The organism is Dermacoccus sp. BD5, from assembly GCF_044878485.1.
Lineage (GTDB): Bacteria > Actinomycetota > Actinomycetes > Actinomycetales > Dermatophilaceae > Dermacoccus > Dermacoccus nishinomiyaensis.
The window spans coordinates 59,059-77,061 of sequence record NZ_JANJER010000008.1; the positions used below are offsets into that span (position 1 = coordinate 59,059).

At 67.4% G+C, this 18,003-nt stretch carries 15 protein-coding genes and 1 pseudogene; 6 read left to right on the forward strand and 10 right to left on the reverse strand.

Annotation, left to right across the window (positions count from 1 at the left end; all coding sequences use genetic code 11):
* Nucleotides 1–139: 139 nt before the first annotated feature.
* The 10 genes and pseudogenes from NQ706_RS07775 to dnaA all read right to left on the reverse strand — a co-directional run bounded on the left by NQ706_RS07775 (nt 140) and on the right by dnaA (nt 13,818).
* Nucleotides 140–565, reverse strand: coding sequence for a DUF3566 domain-containing protein (locus tag NQ706_RS07775; protein WP_231729406.1), 426 nt, complete (start codon nt 563–565; stop codon nt 140–142).
* Nucleotides 566–675: 110 nt separating this feature from the next.
* Nucleotides 676–3,471 (reverse strand): DNA gyrase subunit A, encoded by a 2,796-nt coding sequence (gene gyrA, locus NQ706_RS07780; RefSeq protein ID WP_038566281.1) that lies wholly within the window; start codon nt 3,469–3,471, stop codon nt 676–678.
* Between the two features lie 92 nt (nt 3,472–3,563).
* Nucleotides 3,564–5,705, reverse strand: coding sequence for a DNA topoisomerase (ATP-hydrolyzing) subunit B (gyrB, locus tag NQ706_RS07785; protein WP_038566278.1), 2,142 nt, complete (start codon nt 5,703–5,705; stop codon nt 3,564–3,566).
* A 379-nt stretch (nt 5,706–6,084) separates the two neighbouring features.
* On the reverse strand, nt 6,085–6,687 hold the full coding sequence (locus NQ706_RS07790; protein WP_038569958.1) for a DUF721 domain-containing protein: 603 nt from the start codon (nt 6,685–6,687) through the stop codon (nt 6,085–6,087).
* Nucleotides 6,680–8,002 carry a DNA replication/repair protein RecF gene (recF, locus tag NQ706_RS07795; protein ID WP_038566272.1) on the reverse strand — a complete coding sequence of 441 codons (1,323 nt, stop codon included), beginning with the start codon at nt 8,000–8,002 and terminating at the stop codon, nt 6,680–6,682. Before recF ends, NQ706_RS07790 begins: the two co-directional genes overlap by 8 nt.
* Nucleotides 8,003–8,063: 61 nt before the next feature.
* Nucleotides 8,064–9,056, reverse strand: a complete 993-nt coding sequence (gene gnd, locus NQ706_RS07800) for a phosphogluconate dehydrogenase (NAD(+)-dependent, decarboxylating) (protein WP_038566270.1) — start codon at nt 9,054–9,056, stop codon at nt 8,064–8,066.
* A gap of 121 nt (nt 9,057–9,177) precedes the next feature.
* Nucleotides 9,178–10,308, reverse strand: a complete 1,131-nt coding sequence (gene dnaN / locus NQ706_RS07805) for a DNA polymerase III subunit beta (protein WP_038569956.1) — start codon at nt 10,306–10,308, stop codon at nt 9,178–9,180.
* Nucleotides 10,309–11,070: 762 nt separating this feature from the next.
* Nucleotides 11,071–11,658, reverse strand: coding sequence for a hypothetical protein (locus tag NQ706_RS07810; RefSeq protein WP_235181975.1), 588 nt, complete (start codon nt 11,656–11,658; stop codon nt 11,071–11,073).
* Nucleotides 11,659–11,722: 64 nt separating this feature from the next.
* Nucleotides 11,723–12,307, reverse strand: a pseudogene (locus NQ706_RS07815) (MFS transporter); the annotation flags it as partial.
* 62 nt (nt 12,308–12,369) lie between these two features.
* Nucleotides 12,370–13,818: a chromosomal replication initiator protein DnaA gene (gene dnaA, locus NQ706_RS07820; protein WP_216227627.1), complete on the reverse strand. Its 1,449-nt coding sequence runs from the start codon at nt 13,816–13,818 to the stop codon at nt 12,370–12,372.
* A gap of 616 nt (nt 13,819–14,434) precedes the next feature.
* Between dnaA and rpmH the strand changes: the two genes are divergently transcribed.
* The 6 genes from rpmH to rsmG are packed head-to-tail and all read left to right on the forward strand — an operon-like array spanning nt 14,435 to nt 17,905.
* On the forward strand, nt 14,435–14,572 hold the full coding sequence (gene rpmH / locus NQ706_RS07825) for a 50S ribosomal protein L34 (protein WP_006944663.1): 138 nt from the start codon (nt 14,435–14,437) through the stop codon (nt 14,570–14,572).
* 19 nt (nt 14,573–14,591) lie between these two features.
* Nucleotides 14,592–15,041, forward strand: a complete 450-nt coding sequence (rnpA, locus tag NQ706_RS07830; RefSeq protein ID WP_051805420.1) for a ribonuclease P protein component — start codon at nt 14,592–14,594, stop codon at nt 15,039–15,041.
* Nucleotides 15,038–15,367, forward strand: a complete 330-nt coding sequence (yidD, locus tag NQ706_RS07835) for a membrane protein insertion efficiency factor YidD (protein ID WP_081873519.1) — start codon at nt 15,038–15,040, stop codon at nt 15,365–15,367. The genes rnpA and yidD overlap by 4 nt, the downstream gene beginning before the upstream one ends.
* A gap of 58 nt (nt 15,368–15,425) precedes the next feature.
* Nucleotides 15,426–16,589 carry a membrane protein insertase YidC gene (gene yidC, locus NQ706_RS07840; RefSeq protein WP_038566267.1) on the forward strand — a complete coding sequence of 388 codons (1,164 nt, stop codon included), beginning with the start codon at nt 15,426–15,428 and terminating at the stop codon, nt 16,587–16,589.
* A 13-nt stretch (nt 16,590–16,602) separates the two neighbouring features.
* Nucleotides 16,603–17,100: a R3H domain-containing nucleic acid-binding protein gene (locus tag NQ706_RS07845; RefSeq protein WP_038566264.1), complete on the forward strand. Its 498-nt coding sequence runs from the start codon at nt 16,603–16,605 to the stop codon at nt 17,098–17,100.
* Nucleotides 17,101–17,137: 37 nt separating this feature from the next.
* On the forward strand, nt 17,138–17,905 hold the full coding sequence (rsmG, locus tag NQ706_RS07850) for a 16S rRNA (guanine(527)-N(7))-methyltransferase RsmG (RefSeq protein WP_038566261.1): 768 nt from the start codon (nt 17,138–17,140) through the stop codon (nt 17,903–17,905).
* The last annotated feature ends 98 nt before the right edge of the window (nt 17,906–18,003 follow it).

Here is an 18,003-nt window from a genome sequence, read left to right on the forward strand (position 1 = left end):
GCAAATCGCGGGCGGCGCCTTATCCCACCGCATCGCCACGGGCCAGCTGCGACCCGCACCCACCAGCCTGGACAGACGACGACGGGCCCGCCCCACCGTCGTGGAGGGCAGGCCCGTCGCGCGCTTGCTCAGGCTGCGATCACTCGTCGCTCAACGTCAGCTGCACGCCGCCGACGAGGGAGGCGCAGATGTTGTAGAGGAACGCGCTCAGGGTCGCGATCGCCGTCATGAGGATGATGTTGAGCACGCCGATGACGATGCTGAACGAGATCGAGCGGCCGAACCCGAGGTAGTCGAGGATGTCGAACTTCGAGCCCTGACGATCCAGCGTCCGCAGCAGGTCGTTGATCGCGCTGAAGGTGCCCATGCCCGCGAGCACCGTCCACAACGTCGCCACGAGGACGACGGACGCGATGGCGACGGCCACCGACAACAGGAAGGCGATCTTGAGCACCGACCACGTGTCGACGCGCGACAGCGTCAGGCGCACTCGGCGCGGCGTGGAGCGACGTGGGGCGCCGCCGCGGCCCGACGACGCCGGCGCGCGGCCGGCCTGCGTGCTCACGCGCTGCTGCTGGGGTCGTGTGGCTGGCGCCGCTGCACTACTGCCCTTGACCGCTCGGGGGGCGCCCCCGGCAGATTTCGGCAGCTTCGCGCGCGCGTCTCGCGAGTCACTCACTCACTGTCTCCCGACTCGTTGTTCTCCGTGGAGGCCGACTCGTCGTCCGGAGCGTGCGTTGCGTCCTGAGTTGACTCCGCGGCCTCGTTCGTCTCCGAAACTACCGCGTCATCGTCGATTTCCTCAGAATCCTTCTCGGCGTTGCGCGCAACGGCGACGATCGAGTCGCCCTTGCCGGGCGTCGCGAACTGCACGCCCTGCGTGTTGCGGCCCGTCTCACGCACCTCGGCGACGGCCGAGCGGACGATCTTGCCCTTCTCCATGACGACCATCACTTCGTCACGGTTCTCGACGACGAGCGCGCCGACGAGGTCACCGCCTCGCTCTGAGATCGTCGCGACCTTGACGCCGAGCGTCGCGCGCCCCTTCGTCGGGTACTCCTCCACGGGCGTGCGCTTGGCGAGCCCGTTCTCGAAGACGACGAAAACGCACAGCTTCTCGTCGGCCCCGCGCTCGACCTCGTTCGCGCCCTTCGGCACGACGTTCATCGACAGCAGTTCGTCGCCTTCGCGGAACTTCATGCCGGTGACACCCGACGTCGATCGGCCCATCGGACGCAGTGAGTCGTCCGTCGCAGCGAAACGCACGGCCTGGCCCTTGCGGCTGACGAGCAGGACGTCGTCGTCGTGCGTCGCGAGGCCGGCACCGACGAGCTCGTCGCCGTCACGCAAATTGACGGCGATGAGGCCGCCCGAACGCGGCGAGTCATACTCCGACAGGCGCGTCTTCTTGACGAGGCCGTTGCGGGTCGCGAGCAGAAGGTACTCCGAGTCGGCATAGGTGCGCAGCGCCATGACCTGAGCGATCTGCTCGCCCGGCTGGAACGCGAGCAGGTTCGCGACGTGCTGGCCCTTGCTGTCGCGCGAGCCCTCCGGCAGCTCGTAGCCCTTCGTCCGGTAGACGCGGCCGGCGTTCGTGAAGAACAACAGCCAGTCGTGCGTCGAGGTCGTGAAGAAGTGCCCGACGACGTCGTCACCGCGCAGCGTCGCGCCGCGCACACCCTTGCCACCGCGACGCTGGCTGCGGTACTCGCTCACCTTCGTGCGCTTGACGTAGCCGCCGCGCGTGATGGTGACGACCACGTCCTCTTCGGGGATGAGGTCTTCCATGTTCATGTCACCGTCGAACGGCACGATCTGGCTGCGACGGTCGTCGCCGTACTTCTCGACGATCTCGGCGAGCTCGTCGCTGACGATCTGACGCTGACGCTCCGGCTTGGCCAGGATGTCCTTGTAGTCGTCGATCTTCGCCTGCAGCTCGTCGTGCTGCTCGATGATGCGCTGACGCTCGAGCGCCGCGAGGCGACGCAGCTGCATCTCGAGGATGGCGTTGGCCTGGATCTCGTCGATGTCGAGCAGCTCGATGAGGCCCGTGCGGGCATCGTCGACCGTCGGGCTGCGACGGATGAGGGCGATGACCTCGTCGAGCATGTCGAGGGCCTTCAACAGACCGCGCAGGATGTGGATGCGCTTCTCGGCCTCGTCGAGACGGAACTGCGTGCGACGCACGATGACGTCGATCTGGTGCTCGACCCAGTACCGGATGAACGCACTGATCGGCAGTGTGCGCGGCACACCGTCGACGAGGGCGAGCATGTTCGCGCCGAAGTTCTGCTGCAGCTGCGTGTGCTTGTAGAGGTTGTTGAGCACGACCTTGGCGATCGCGTCACGCTTGAGCACGATGACGAGGCGCTGACCGGTGCGCCCCGACGTCTCGTCGCGGATGTCGGCGATGCCGGCCATCTTGCCGTCCTTGACGAGCATCGCGATCTTCTCGGCGAGCGCGTCCGGGTTGACCTGGTACGGCAGCTCCGTGACGACGAGGCACTGACGGCCCTGGATCTCCTCGACGTTGACGACGGCGCGCATCGTGATGCTGCCGCGGCCGGTGCGGTAGGCGTCCTCGACGCCGCGCTTGCCCATAATGAGCGCGCCGGTCGGGAAGTCCGGGCCGGGGATGCGACGCAGGCACTCTTCGAGCAGTGCCTCACGCGAGGCCTCGGGGTTCGCGAGCAGCCACTGCGCGGCGTCGGCGACCTCGCGCAGGTTGTGCGGCGGGATCTGCGTCGCCATGCCGACAGCGATGCCGGCGCTGCCGTTGACGAGCAGGTTCGGGAAACGGCTCGGCAGGACGCTGGGCTGCAGCGTCTTGCCGTCGTAGTTGGGCTCGAAGTCGACGGTGTTCTCGTGGATGTCGCGCACGAGCTCCATCGCGAGGGGCGCCATGCGGCACTCGGTGTATCGCGGGGCGGCTGCGCCGTCGTTGCCGGGCGAACCGAAGTTGCCCTGGCCGTCGACGAGCGGGTAGCGCATCGACCACGGCTGCACGAGACGCACGAGAGCGTCGTAGATCGCCGAGTCACCGTGCGGGTGGTACTGACCCATGACGTCACCGACCACGCGGCTGCACTTGTTGTACCCGCGGTCGGGGCGGTAACCGCCGTCGTACATGGCGTAGACGATGCGACGGTGCACGGGCTTGAGGCCGTCACGCACGTCTGGCAGAGCGCGCGAGACGATGACGCTCATCGCGTACTCGATGTAGCTGCGCTGCATCTCGGCGTTGAGGTCGATCGGGTCGACGCGGTGCGCAACAGGAGCGGCGACGGCGGCCTGCGCCTCCGGCGTGTTCGGCACCTTCATCGTCGGCGGCTCGGGGCGCGTGGGGTCGATGCCGGCCGCGGCTGCTGCGGCGTCGCTGGCGGGAGCGTCGGCGTCGCCCTGGGGGACCTCGGGGAGATCGTCCGGCAGGTCGGACGCGTCGTCGCCCGGCAGGTTCGTGTCGTCAGACATGTGTCATTCCTTCGATGAAGGGTTGTCGAGTTGTCGCGATGTTTCACGTGAAACGGAGCGGCTCGTCGCTCACGTTTCACGTGAAACGCAGATCAGATGTCGAGGAACCTGACGTCCTTCGCGTTGCGTTGGATGAAGCTGCGTCGCGATTCGACGTCCTCACCCATGAGCACGGCGAAGATCTCGTCGGCGGCCGCGGCATCCTCGAGCGTGACCTGGAGCAACGTGCGCGACTCCGGGTCCATCGTGGTCTCCCACAGTTCCTGGTAGTTCATCTCGCCGAGACCCTTGTAGCGCTGGACGCCGTTCTCCTTCGGCAGGCGCCAGCCCTTCGACTGGCCTGCGTCGATCATCGCGTCGCGCTCGCGGTCGGTGAAGGCGAACTCGTGCTCGTGGTTGCTCCACTTGATGCGGTAAAGCGGCGGCTGGGCGAGGTAGACGTATCCGGCCTCGATGAGCGGGCGCATGAAGCGGAACAGCAGAGTGAGCAGCAACGTGCGGATGTGCATGCCGTCGACGTCGGCGTCGGCCATGAGGACGATCTTGTGGTAGCGCGCCTTCTCGATCGTGAAGTCCTCGCCAATGCCCGTGCCGAAGCCCGAGATCAGGCCCTGCACCTCATTGTTCGCGAGCACCTTGTCGAGGCGTGCCTTCTCGACGTTGAGGATCTTGCCGCGGATCGGCAGGATCGCCTGGTTGAACGGGTTGCGCCCCTGCACCGCCGAGCCGCCGGCCGAGTCACCCTCGACGATGAACACCTCGGAGATCGACGGATCCTTGCTCTGGCAGTCGCGCAGCTTGCCCGGCAGTCCACCCGATTCGAGCAGGCCCTTGCGTCGCGCGGTCTCGCGCGCCTTGCGGGCCGCCATCCGCGCCGACGCGGCGGCGATGGCCTTGCTGACGATCGCCTTGCCCTCGCGCGGGTGCATCTGCAGCCAGTGGTCGAACTCGTCGCGCACCGCGGTCTGGACGAAGCCCTTGACCTCGGAGTTGCCGAGCTTCGTCTTCGTCTGGCCCTCGAACTGTGGTTCGGCAAGCTTGACGCTGATGACGGCCGTCAGCCCCTCGCGGATGTCGTCACCGGTGAGGTTGTCGTCCTTCTCCTTGAGCAGCTTCTCGCGGCGCGCGAAGTCGTTGACGAGCTTCGTCATCGCCGCGCGGAAACCCTCTTCGTGCGTGCCGCCCTCGTGCGTGTTGATCGTGTTGGCGTACGTGTGGACGGACTCGCTGTATGCCGTCGTCCACTGCATCGCGACCTCGACCGAGAGGTAGCGCTCGGCGTCCTCGTGCTCGAAGGCGATGATGTCCTCGTTGACGACCTCGGCGCGCTTGGAGGAGTTGAGGTGCTTGACGTAGTCGAGCAGACCGTCCGCGTAGCAGTACGTGACGCTCTTGCCCTTCTTCGCCTGCGCGGCGGCCTCGTCAGCCTGTGCGGCGTCGGCACCCTCGGCTGCAGCGTCGGCCGCAGCTTCCTCTGCAGCACCCTCGTCGACGGCGTCGGGACGCTCATCGGTGAGGGAGATCGTCAGGCCCTTGTTGAGGAAGGCCATCTGCTGGAAGCGCGCACGGATCGTCTCGAAGTCGTAGACGGTCGTCTCGAAGATCTCCGGGCTCGCCCAGAACGTGATCGTCGTGCCGGTCTCGTCGCTCTCCTCTTCCTCACGCAGCTCGCCGAGCGGCACGCCGCCCGCGAACTCCATTCGGTAGACGTGGCCCTTCTGCCGCACCTCGGCCTCGAGGCGCGTCGACAGGGCGTTGACGACCGAGCTGCCGACGCCGTGCAGACCACCGGAGACCTTGTAGCCGCCGCCACCGAACTTGCCTCCGGCGTGCAGCTGGGTGAGGACGAGCTCGACGGTCGACATGTCGTACGCCTCGTTGCGGCCCGTCGGGATGCCGCGGCCGTTGTCGGAGACGCGGATGCCGTTGTCGGGCAGGATCGTCACGTCGACGCGCGTCGCGTGACCGGCGAGGGCCTCGTCGACCGAGTTGTCGACGATCTCCCACACGAGGTGATGCAGGCCGCGCTCACCCGTGGAGCCGATGTACATGCCGGGCCGCTTGCGGACGGCCTCGAGGCCCTCGAGGACCTGGATGGCGTCGGCGTCGTACTCCGTGTCGATCTGGGACCGGACGTGCTGCTCGACCTGCTCTGACGCGCCGTCGGCTGCGTCTACGAGCGAGGGATCCTGCCTCGTCGGGTCGATCGAGTCGTCGCTGGGCTTGTCGGCCACTGTGCTCCTTCACCGTGCGTGGCACCGTTGCAGAGCGCCGGCTCTCGGAGCGGGAAACCCGAGGCGTGACTCCCGCAACGACGTGCGTGCGGGCTCGTGACGCGATACAACGTGCGAATCATGTCCATCTTACTGGTAGCACGGCTCAGAACATAGCCACGAAACGCTCCAGAGGGCCTCGTGCACGCGGGAACGAGGCCTCGACGTGCCGGGGATCGTCGACCGGGGCCTCGAGGGCACTCATCGGCCTCTGGCTCGGCCGGCCTCCCTCGGGCTCCTCTCTCAGCGTCGACGGGGTGACGCGGACATGCTGCGGGGTTTCGCTGGAGGCGCTCTGCACACGAAACCGGGAAGGTTCCACGTGAAACAGGCGCGGCCGTCAGCCGTAGGTGTCGCGTGGTCCGCGTCCTGCGACACGACGCGGGCCGCGCACCCAGCTCGGGGCGCTCGGGCCGACAACCCGCAGTTCGTTGACGACGCCCTCACCCACACCGTCAGCGATGGAGGCCAGCAGGGATGTGGTGAGCAGCTGCAGCTGCGTGGCCCAGGCCGTCGATTCCGCGCGCACGATGAGCACGCCGTCCTCGAACGTGAGAGGCCGAGCGTGCTCAGCCACGCCCGCACCGACGAGATCGGCCCACCGCGACATGACGGCGCCGGCTGCCACGTCGACGTTCCACCCCCGCTCGAGCAGGAGGCGTTTCATCGTCGAGTCGATGAGTTGGGGGTCGCGTCCATCGCGATTCGACGACGGCGTGAAGCTCTGCGTCGAGCGGGAACGCCGGGGCGCAGGACGCGAGCCCGGACGAAAACCCCGCTCGGCGGCATTGCGCTGAGCCCGAGCGAGCGCCAACCGCGCGGCGACGGTGCGCTCGTCCTCAGCGTTCGACTCGACCGGCGCCTCGGCACTATCGGTGCCAGTGCCAGTGCCCGGGGCCTGATCGTCCGGTGCCCCCGCATCGATGCCGCTGGTCTCACTCATCAGCCGCGTCACCGTCATCACGGTCGTCCGCATCACGGGCGGGCCCATCCGGGGCGTCCTCGGCCTCGGGCACACCGGGGTGAGCCGCGGTCTGGACGCCGCCAGGCGCCTCCTCGAGGGAGCCATCGCCTCGAGGCGCGACGTGGCCCTTCGTCACGTGGAAGACCTGGCCGGAAAGCCGCGCGGGAACGTCCTCCTCAACGGCGGCGGTGATGAGCACCTGCTCGGCGTCGCTCACCATGTCGGCCAGCCGTTCGCGGCGCCCCGCGTCGAGTTCGGCGAAGACGTCGTCGAGGACGAGGACGGGGTCGGTGCCGAGGTCATGACGCAGCAGGTGGAAGGCCGCGAGGCGCAGGGCGAGCGCAAACGACCACGACTCACCGTGACTCGCGTAGCCCTTGGCGGGCAGGTCTCCGAGCGTCAGGGTGACGTCGTCCCGGTGCGGCCCCACGAGGGTGACACCACGTTCGATCTCGCGGGTCCGCTGGAGCTCGAACGCCTCATGAAAGGCTTTCTCGAGCTCGTCGCGCTCCGGAACCTCGCCCGAGGCGATGCGCGCCGCGGTCGACTCCGGCAGTGACGACACATACGCGAGGCGCGCATCAGAACGCCCGGCACTCACCTCGTCGTACGCCTGGGCCACGTAGGGGGCCAGATCTTTCAGCAACCGTAGACGGGCGTAGACGAGGGCAGAACCGACTGACGCGAGGTGCGTGTTCCACTCGACCAGCGTGTCGAGCGCTGTTTCACGTGAAACCTCTTCATCCGCCGAGAGGCGAGCGCCTCGAGCGGCCTTCTTGAGCGCCGATTGGGCGGAGCGCAACAGGGCGTTGCGCTGCTTGAGAATCTTGTCGTAGTCCGAACGAGCACCGGCCCAGCGCGGTTGACGCGCGACGAGGAGGTCGTCGAGAAATCGGCGACGTTCCCCGGGGTCGCCCTTGACGAGCGCGAGATCCTCCGGCGCGAAGAGCACGGTTCGCAGCGACCCGAGGATGTCACGGGGACGCCCCGCGGCCGCGCGTCCGATGCGTGCCCGGTTGGCCCTACCCGGAATGATCTCGAGCTCGAGCACTGTTTCACGTGAATCACGGACGACGGCCGCGCGCACGAAGGCCCGCTCGGCTCCGAAGCGGACGAGGGGAGCGTCCGTCGAGACACGATGCGACCCCAGGGTCGCGAGGTAACCGGCGGCTTCGACCAGGTTGGTCTTGCCCTGGCCGTTGAGGCCCACGAATGTGGTCACTCCGTCAGCGAGCTCGACTTCCGCCTCCGTGTAGGAGCGGAAGTCACGCAGCGACAGATGGCGGAGTCTCACAGCGCTTTCGGTCGGTGGCTCGGATGCCCTGGGGTCGAATCGTCAGATCAGCGAACGCCGATCAGTGCTCGTTGGGGGCAGCGCCTGGGCGCGCGGCGCCCGCGTCCTTCTTCGGCTCGGCGGCGCCGGAGACCTCGGCCTGGCCTTCCTTCGCGGCGCGCCACGGCTCGCGACCGAACTGCATGACCTCGTGCCCGCCGAACTGACCGCGCAGTGCGGCGACCGCCTGCATCTGCGGGCTGTTCTCCTGGCGCGAGGCGAAACGGCCGAACAGCGCGGCGGCGAGCACCGGCATCGGGACGGCGTTCGCGATGGCCTCCTCGAGCGTCCAGCGACCCTCACCGGAGTCGGTCGAGTACTCGGAGACGCCCTCGAGGTGCGGCGTCTCCTCGAGCGCCTTCACCATGAGGTCGAGCAGCCAGGAACGCACGACGGTGCCGCGCGTCCAGGCCTTGAAGCAGCCGTGGACGTCGGTGACGATGTCCTTCGCCTCGAGCAGCTCCCAGCCCTCGGCGTAGGCGTGCATGAGGCCGTACTCGATGCCGTTGTGGACCATCTTGGCGTAGTGACCGGCGCCGACCTCACCGGCGTGGACGAAACCCTCCTCGCGGGGGCCCTCCGGGCGCAGTGCGTCGAAGACCGGCATCATGCGCTCGACGTCGGCGTCGTCACCGCCGCACATGAGGCCGTAGCCGTTCTCCTTGCCCCAGATGCCGCCGGAGACACCGCAGTCCATGAAGTGCACGCCCGTCTTGGCGAACTGCTCGGCGTGGCCCTGGTCGTCGGACCACTTGCTGTTGCCACCGTCGATGACGAGGTCGCCCTCGGCGAGCAGGCCCTGCAGCTCGGACATGACGGAGTCGGTGATCTTGCCGGCCGGCACCATGACCCAGATGTTGCGCGGTGCGTCGAGCTTCTCGACGAGTTCGGCGAGGTCCGCGACGTCGCTGATCTCGCGATTCGTGTCGTAGCCGATGACCTCGATGCCCGCAGCCTTCATGCGATCGCGCATGTTGCCGCCCATCTTGCCGAGACCGATCAAACCAAGCTGCATGGGTCTTCTCCTTCGTGACGTTGCATGTCCGACACGCACGTCTGGAACGCGCGCATCACGAAAACTCAGGGTTCACGCTACGCCCGTCCGGGCAGGGGCGCGAACGCTGTCCGAACGGCCGTCAGTTCGCGAAACGCACCGGCATGATGAGGTAGCGATAGCTATCGTCGGCGTCACCGTCGATCTCGTCCTGACCGGACAGGACAGCCGGACGCGTCGGCTGGGTGAAGCCGAGGCGGACGTACTTCGTGCCGACGACGCCGAGCCCGTCGAGCAGGAACTGGGGGCTGAACGCGATCTCGAGCTCGGGGCCGTCGATCTTCGCTTCGAACGTCTCCGAGGCCTGCGCGTCCTCGCCCGTGCCGGCCTCGATGCGCACCGAATCCTCGGCGAACCGCAGACGGACGGGCATGTTCCGCTCAGCGACGAGGGAGACGCGCTTGCACGCCTCGGCGAGCTGCGCCGTCTCGACGATCGCCGTCGTGTCGACGCTCGTCGGGAACAGGCTCGTCACCTTGGGGTAGTCGCCGTCGAGCAGACGCGTCGTCATGCGACGCTGGCCGGCCTCGAAACCGGCGAGACCAGAGCCCGTCGACGCGCCGCTCAGGGAGAGCGAGACGTTGCCGGCGGCACCGAGGGACTTGGCAAGCGAGTCTAGGGTGCGCGCGGGCACGAGCGCCGCGTACTCGGCGCCATCGTCTCCGGCGTTCCACATGACCTCGCGCATCGCGAGGCGGTAGCGGTCCGTCGCGAGCAGCGTCAGCTTGTTGCCGGAGACCTCGACGCGCACGCCGGTGAGGATGGGCAGGGTGTCGCCGCGGTCGGCCGCGACGCTGACCTGCGCGACGGCTTGCGTGAAGACGTCCCCGGCGATGACGCCCGTCGGATCGGGGTTGGCGGGCAACGTCGGGTACTCGCCCGTCGGCATGCTCTGGAGGCTGAACTTCGCGCTGCCGCACGTGACCTGCACCTTCGAGCCCTCGCTGATCAGTTCGATCGGCTTGTGCGGAAGGCTCTTCGTGATGTCGGCGAGCAGGCGGCCGAGGACGAGGACGGTGCCCGCCTCCTCGACGTCGGCGTCGACCGTCACCTTCGCGGAGACCTCGTAGTCGAACGCGGACAGCGTCAGACCCTCGGGGCTCGCCTCGAGCAGGACACCCGCGAGCACGGGGACGGGCGGGCGCTGCGACAGACCGCGCACTGCCCAGGCCACCGCTTCGGCCAACACATCGCGTTCAACCCGGAGCTTCACGTCCACCGTCCCTCATCGTTCGTCGTCGCAGGCGAGCTGTGACCCTCGTGCGATGTCTCGTCACGTGCGGGGTGGCTTCTGCTGCGAACGAACTCCGCGTCGATGCCACAGGCACAGCTGTGCGCTCGTGAGCCTAGCTCAGGTCGTCGGCCTCGCCCAAGAGACGACGAGGGGTGCTGACGGGGGACGTCGCCGGCTCGTCGACAGTGGGGTGCGGTGTGGATACGTGGGGCGCTTTCTCGCCATGGTGAAGATGTTGGTCGTCGTCATAGGGGGTGTGGATGGTGGGGAAAACCCCTGTTCGTCCTCGTCAGCACTGGGATCTCGGGTGTGGGTGACGTGGGGATCGGTGCTGTGGATGGTGACAGCCGGTTGTGGAGAGAAAATCTTCATCCACAGCCGGCTGTCGTTGCAGGGTGGGTTTTCCCCTGATCGGACGGGTTTTCCACTGCTTCATCCCCAGAAACTGTGGATAACCCCGTGGATGAGGGATGGATCACTCGATGACGGCTGGGTGGTCGCCGCGAACCAGGAGGGAATCACATTGGTGTCGTCCACATTTCCACAGTGTTGTCCACAGGTGTGGATGAGCGCCATTCCGGGGCTCGGGGACCTTCGGATGTTCGCGGGCCGTCAGCGGCCCACACCTTACCCACATGGTTGTCCCCAGATTCTGTGGACAACCATGTGGGTGGCCACCTGCGAGCTGCCGAGCGGCAGTTTGGCAGCCGTCGGGCGTTGGCTCGCCGTTCACTCACGCACTCATGGACGCGCCGCCACGTGGGCGGCCCAGAGCAACGCGCCCGATGCGACGCAGCAGAAGGCGGCGAGCGCCATCGTCACGAGGTCCGTGGCCACCAACGGTCCGATCACCCCGGCGAGAGCAGCGGCGAAGACGAGGTTGACGAAGGTGCCGGCGGAAGCCGCCGTGCCACGCGCCTGGGGAAACTCGTCGAGCTGCGCGAGCTGGAGCACCGGCAGAGCGACCGCAACCCCGAAGGCCGTCAGGGAAGGCGCGACGAGCGCCCACGGGACGTCGCTGCCCCACGGCTGCAGTGCGATGACGACGCCGACCGTGGCTGAGGCGAGGGCGAACAGCAGGCCGTACGACGCCTGCCGGGCGGCGCTGAGGTGCCCGTCGGCCCGCGCGCTCAGCCAGGAGCCCGCGATCATGCACACCACCATCGGCACGAAGAACATCCAGTACTCGTTCTCGCCGAGCCCGAGCAGCCTGCCGAGGAAGAGAGGCGCGTTCGAGATGAACAAGAACTGTCCTGCGAACGCGAGCGACGCGGCCAGCGCGATGCGTAGGAACCGACCGCTGCGCCGTGCCGCCAGGAGAGCGCTCACGATGGGCCCGAGTGCGAGGGACGAGCGTTGTTCCACGGGAAGTGTCGGGCAGGAACCTGCTCACGCAGATGGTCATGACCACACCGAACGCGGTGAGGAACCAGAAGATCGAGCGCCAGTCGCCCACCGTCAGCAAGGCACCGCCCAGGATCGGCGCGAAGGCCGGCGCGAGTCCGAAGATCATCGACACCTGGCTCATCAGGCGTTGTGCCTCGGGGCCGGAGAAGAGGTCGCGGATCACCGCACGCGCGATGATCTGACCTGCCCCGGCCGCGAACCCCTGGAACGCGCGGAACACGAGCAGCAGTGGCAGAGACGGCGCCAGGGCGCAGCCGACGGAGGCGAGGACATAGACACCGATCCCCACCGTCATGACGGGTTTGCGACCCACCGCGTCCGACACCGGCCCGTGGAACAGGCTCATGACGGCGAACGACAACAGGTAGACGCTGACCACCTGCTGCATCGCGGCCGGTTCCACGTGAAACTCGGCGCCCATTCGGGCGAACGCGGGCAGGGGCGCGTCGACGTTGAAGGGGCCGAACATCGACAGCCCGGCCAGCACGAGCGTGAGGACGGCGCCGGCACGACGCGTCCCTGATGTGGCTGCGTCAAGGGGAGCAGCATGCGGGGCGCGGTGCGTCGTCATCCGCGCATTGTCTCAGCGTCAGGCGCTCGCAGGGACGTCGATCATGGCGACGTGCCGTGGAGTCAGTGACTGCGACGGCGGATCTGCGTCGTCAGCTCCGTGATCTGGTCGTACACGGGGCGACGCTCACCGATGAGCTGGCGGATCTTCTTCTCCGCGTGCATGACGGTCGTGTGGTCGCGCCCACCGAAGTGCTGTCCGAGCTGTGGGAATGAGTGCTCCGTCAGCTCCCGCGACAGGTACATGGCGATCTGACGCGCCATCGTCAGGTTGCGTGAGCGCGACGGGCCCTTGATGTCGTCGACCGTCACCCCGAAGTAGACGGCCGTCTCGGCGATGATGTGGCCGACGGTGATCTGCCCCGTCTCGCTCGGCACGACGTCCTTGAGGACGAACGCGGCCTTCGCCCGGTCGACCGGTTCCTTCTGCAGCGACGCATAAGCGGCGACACGGATGAGCGCGCCCTCGAGCTCACGGATGTTCGTCGAGATCTTCGAGGCGATGAGCTCGAGCACGTCATCACCGATGTCCATGCGCTCGGCGTTGGCCTTCTTGCGCAGGATCGCGATGCGCGTCTCCAGCTCGGGCGGGTGGACGTCCGTCGTCAGCCCCGACTTGAAGCGGCTGCGCATGCGGTCGGCGAACGTCGTCAGCTTCTCCGGCGGCTGATCCGAGGTCAGCACGATCTGCTTGCCGGTGGAGTGCAGCGCGTTGAAGGTGTGGAAGAACTCCTCCTGCGTCTGCTCCTTGCCCTGCAGGAACTGGATGTCGTCGATGAGCAGGACGTCGACGTCGTCGCGGTAGCGGCGCTGGAACGTCGCGGCGCGGTCGTCACGGATCGAGTTGACGAAGTCGTTCGTGAACTCCTCGGAGCTGACGTATCGCACCCGCAGCTTCGGGTGGTAGTCGTGCACGTAGTGACCGATCGCGTGCAGCAGGTGGGTCTTGCCGAGCCCCGAGTCGCCGTGGATGAACAGGGGGTTGTAGGCCTGGCCCGGCTCCTCGGCGATGGCGATGGCGGCGGCGTGCGCGAACCGGTTGCTCTCACCGATGACGAACGTGTCGAACGTGTACTTGGGGTTGAGGCGCGGGGCCTCGGTGTCGCTCGGAGCGGCAGCGGCATCGCGCTGATAGCCCGTCGAGCGGGGCGGCAGGACGACGCCCGGGTCGGCCTTCGTCGGCCGTGGTGCGCCCTGGCCGGGCATGGTGAACCCGAGCGTTCCATCATCGGATTCGGTTGCTGCAGAGGTGTTCTCGTCGGACGCGTCACCGTCGTCGTCGAGGTCTCGCACCGCTGCCTGGAGACTCTCATCGACGCTGATGGCGACGCGCACCTGTTGGCCGAGCTGATCCGACAGTGCCTTCGCCACGGGTTCGCGCAGCGGCCCCTCGAGCATCCGCTTCGTCTGATCGAAGGGCACGGACAGCAGCACGTTGTCACCGAGCAGCCCGACGAAGCGCGTCAGGTTGAGGTAGGCGCGATCACGCGAGCCGATGCCGTGCTTGTCCATGTCCTCCAACGCGGCGTGCCAGGTGCGCTCGTAGTCGACGGGTTCGTCGGTGGTCACGTGGCTCCTCCTGGCGCTGCGGGTTCGCAGCCGGTCGGTCGTCGGTGCTCGAGGCCGTGATGGCGACGAGGCGGGCTGGGCGTCTCCCATAGTAGGCCCCATATCCACAGAGTTATCCACAGCCTGTGCACGGTGTTGTGTCGTGGGGCTCATCGGGCGGTGCGCGCCAGACGAGGGGAATGTCGTCTTCTCGTCAGGCTAACGGCGTGTCGACTGGATTTGTGCAGCGGCGTGTGAATCACAGATGTGTTATTCGCGTGCGCGCGCTGTTGGGTATGGAGTGGAGGTTCGGACGTTTTGACCCTGTTGGCCCCGCATGCGTAAGCTAGATGACGATTGTCTGCGCCCCGATGACGGTGATCCACCGCCTCGATGCGTGCCGTTCCAAGGTATTTTCGCCGATGGGCAGGCCCTGTGGGCCGCCATTGCCGGTGCTGCAGGAGTGGGATGCCGAAGGTTCGAAGAGCCTGGAGCCCGTCACGTGCGGGTGGCGCGACAACCCTGACCATCAGCACGACGGCGGCGCGCGAGCGTTCGCCCTTCCCCAATGGAGTTCGACGTGAGCAAGCGCACCTTCCAGCCCAACAACCGTCGCCGCGCCAAGACGCACGGCTTCCGTCTGCGCATGCGCACCCGCGCCGGCCGCGCCATCCTGGCGAACCGCCGCGCCAAGGGTCGCAAGCAGCTTTCCGCCTGAGTTCGGCCCACGACCGGCCGTGCTCCCTGCTCAGCATCGCATTCGTGACGCAGGGCAGTACCGCGCCGTCCTGCGGGATGGACGTGCGGGGCGCGCGGGTGGCTCGCTGCTCGCCGTTCATGTGATCGACGCCGACGCGTTCGGCCTTTCACCCGAGGATCGGGTGGGGCCGCGCGTCGGTTTCGTCGTTTCAAAGGCCGTGGGCAACGCCGTCGTGCGTTCGCGGGCCAAACGCGTGCTGCGGCACGTCGCCCGGGACGCGCTGAGTGAGATCGACCCCGGGCTCGACATCGTCGTGCGCGCGAACCCGGCGATCGCCGGTGCCTCGAGCCACGACGTCGCGAGGGAGTTCGATCGGATGCTCGCCAAGGCGACGCGACGTCAGCGACCACAGGATGTTTCACGTGAAACGGATTCACGTGAACCATCGGACCGGGCGCATCAGGACGCCTCCAGGGTTCGACGATGAGTGCCGGGGTGCCTCGAGCGCCGGCCGGCGATGATGTGCCCGGCGACCACGCCGCGTCAGCCACACCGGTGCCGGACGAACAGCACGGCTGGCGCCGCGTCGTCGTATGGCCGCTGCTCGTGGTCGTCCGTTTCTACCGTCGGTGGATCTCCCCGGCGTTGCCTGCCACGTGCCGGTTCTACCCGTCGTGCTCGACGTACGGCCTCACGGCCCTGCAGCGATTCGGCCCGATCAAGGGCACCTGGCTCACGCTCAAGCGGCTCGGCCGTTGCCATCCGTGGAACCCCGGCGGGGTCGACCACGTTCCTCAGAAGAAGACCTCCTGACGCCTGCTCGTCCGCGAGCGGCGTCGACTCACGCCCACATCATTGCGAAGGATGATTGATGGACACCCTGCTCTATCCACTCGAGTGGTTCGTCGCCGCCATCATGGTCGGCTGGCACAAGCTTTTCTCGCTCGTCGGCCTGCCCGAGGCGTCCGGCTGGACGTGGGCGTTGTCCATCGCCGGCCTCGTCATTGTGCTGCGCATCCTGCTGATCCCACTGTTCGTCAAGCAGATCCACGCGTCGCGTCGCATGCAGCTCGTGCAGCCAGAGATGCAGAAGATCCAGGCCAAGTACAAGGGCAAGAAGGATCCTGAGTCCCGCGCCAAGCAGCAGGAAGAGATGATGGAGCTGTACCGGACCACCGGTACCAACCCTCTCGGCTCGTGCCTGCCGATCCTGCTCCAGGCGCCGTTCTTCTTCGCGCTGTTCCGGGTGCTCAACAACCTGAGCAAGATCGCTGACGGGCGTCACGATGAGATCGGCTTCCTCACGAAGTCACTCGCCGGCCAGGCAGAGAGCTCGAAGCTGTTCGGTGCGAAGCTGTCCGACACCTTCATGGGCACGGACGGCTGGGGATCGGCCAAGTGGGTCGCCATCCTGCTCATCGTCCTCATGTCGGCGACATCGTTCATCACCCAGCACCAGCTGATGCGGCGCAACATGCCGAAGGCCGCACTCGAGGGGCCGATGGCGAAGCAGCAGCAGATCATCATCTACCTGATGCCGATCTTCTTCGCGATCTCCGGTGTGAACTTCCCGATCGGTGTCCTCATCTACTGGTTCGTCACGAATGTGTGGACGATGGGCCAGCAGTGGTTCGTCATCCACCGCATGCCGACGCCCGGATCGGCCGCCGAGAAGAAGCTCGAGGAGCGCAACCGCGCCAAGGGGCGCGAGCACAAGACCGTCACGATGGACGATCTGCGCAAGGCCAACGAAGGCAAACCGAAGGGCCGCTTCGCCCAGGCCATGGAGAAGGCGCAAGAACAGGCCCGCGAACAGCAGGGCCTCAAGACGGGTGCACGCCCCGCCGGCGCATCGAAGGTCTCCATGTCGAAGAAGAAGGCGGCTGCGAGTGACGACGTCGTCGAGTCGAGCGTCGTCGAGACACCCGCGGCCACGAACCCGGTGCGCGAGAACGGCCGGGCCACCAAGGCGCCGCAGACCGGGCCGCGCAACCAGCCGAAGAAGAACACGCCGCGCTCGAAGCGCAAGAAGTGAGAGGGACGTCATCATGACCGAACAGGCACCGGGACGCTCTGGCGTCACCAACCTCGAGCGCGAAGGTGAGATCGCGGCGGACTTCCTCGAGAAGCTGCTCGACATCGCCGACCTCGACGGCGACATCGACGTCGAGGTCGAGGGAGGCCGCGCGGCAGTCTCCATCGTCGACTCCGAGGAAGGCCAGGTGCCGCGCTCCCTCGTCGGCTCCGGCGGTAAGACGCTCGACGCCCTGCAGGAACTCATGCGTCTCGCCGTCCAGGCTGAGACGGGCGAGCGCAGCCGCGCGATGCTCGACATCGCCGGCCATCGTGCCGAGCGACGAAGCGCTCTCGAGTCGAAGGCTGCTGACGCCGTCGCGGAAGCGAAGAAGACTGGCGTCAAGGTCGAGATGGAGCCGATGACCGCGTTCGAACGGAAGGTCGTGCACGATGTGGTGCTCGCCGCGGGGCTTACGTCGGAATCCGAGGGCGCCGAGCCGAACCGCTACGTCGTGGTGCTGCCCGAATGATCGTGTTTCACGTGAAACTCGAGCGTGAGACGGCAGCATGACGCAGCCCGCTCACGAGCACGACGCGAAGACGCCTGCGGCCCCGCAGGCGTCTTCGCCGCCTCCGGCACCCGACACGGCAGCAGCCTTCCTGGCTGACCGGCTGCCGCTCATGACGCGCTACGTCGACGCCCTGTGCGACACCGGCGTCAGCCACGGGCTCATGGGCCCGCGTGAGGTGCCGCGCATGTGGGAACGGCACGTCCTCAACTGCGCCGTCGTCCACCCCGGAATCGCCCGGGGGGCGCACGTTGCCGACATCGGTGCCGGCGCCGGGCTGCCCGGCCTCGTCCTCGCCATTGCCCGCCCCGACCTCACGATGACGCTCGTCGAACCTCTGCTTCGACGGACGACGTGGCTGGCCGACGTCGTCGAAGAACTCGACTTGCCGAACGTCGAGGTGGTGCGCGCCCGTGCGGACGAGTTGTGGGGGCAGCGCACGTTCGACGTCGTGACGTCACGTGCCGTCGCGCGCATCGGGGAACTGGCGCGCTGGTCGTTGCCGCTCGTGAGCCGGGGCGGCGAGATGTTCGTCCTCAAGGGCTCGAGTGCCGCCGAAGAGCGTGACGAGGACGAGGCCGTACTGCGCCGGTTGCGTGTTCGCACGGCTGAGGTGGAGACGTGGGGCGAGGGCACCGTCGAGCCACCGACGGTGACCGTCCGGCTCACCGTCGACGGCGTCGCGCCGCAACTCACGCGCAAGCAGGCCGGCACGATCGACAAGACCAAGCAGAAGCCGTCCCGCCGTCCAGATCGGCGCGCCTGAGGTTCTCTCCGGTGCCGGTGCGCCACCCCACGTGATTCCCTGTCCCCAGGTGTGACGGCAACGTCAGGCCTGGGGACAGCCGCGTTCGCCCCCTGCGC

Bases quoted from the DNA above. Each gene is read 5' to 3' on its own strand.
- gyrA (WP_038566281.1), bottom strand. From the start codon at position 3,471: ATGTCTGACGACACGAACCTGCCGGGCGACGACGCGTCCGACCTGCCG.
- NQ706_RS07790 (WP_038569958.1), bottom strand. From the start codon at position 6,687: ATGAGTGAGACCAGCGGCATCGATGCGGGGGCACCGGACGATCAGGCC.
- gnd (WP_038566270.1), bottom strand. From the start codon at position 9,056: ATGCAGCTTGGTTTGATCGGTCTCGGCAAGATGGGCGGCAACATGCGC.
- dnaA (WP_216227627.1), bottom strand. From the start codon at position 13,818: ATGGACAAGCACGGCATCGGCTCGCGTGATCGCGCCTACCTCAACCTG.
- yidD (WP_081873519.1), top strand. From the start codon at position 15,038: ATGAGTGCCGGGGTGCCTCGAGCGCCGGCCGGCGATGATGTGCCCGGC.
- yidC (WP_038566267.1), top strand. From the start codon at position 15,426: ATGGACACCCTGCTCTATCCACTCGAGTGGTTCGTCGCCGCCATCATG.
- NQ706_RS07845 (WP_038566264.1), top strand. From the start codon at position 16,603: ATGACCGAACAGGCACCGGGACGCTCTGGCGTCACCAACCTCGAGCGC.
- rsmG (WP_038566261.1), top strand. From the start codon at position 17,138: ATGACGCAGCCCGCTCACGAGCACGACGCGAAGACGCCTGCGGCCCCG.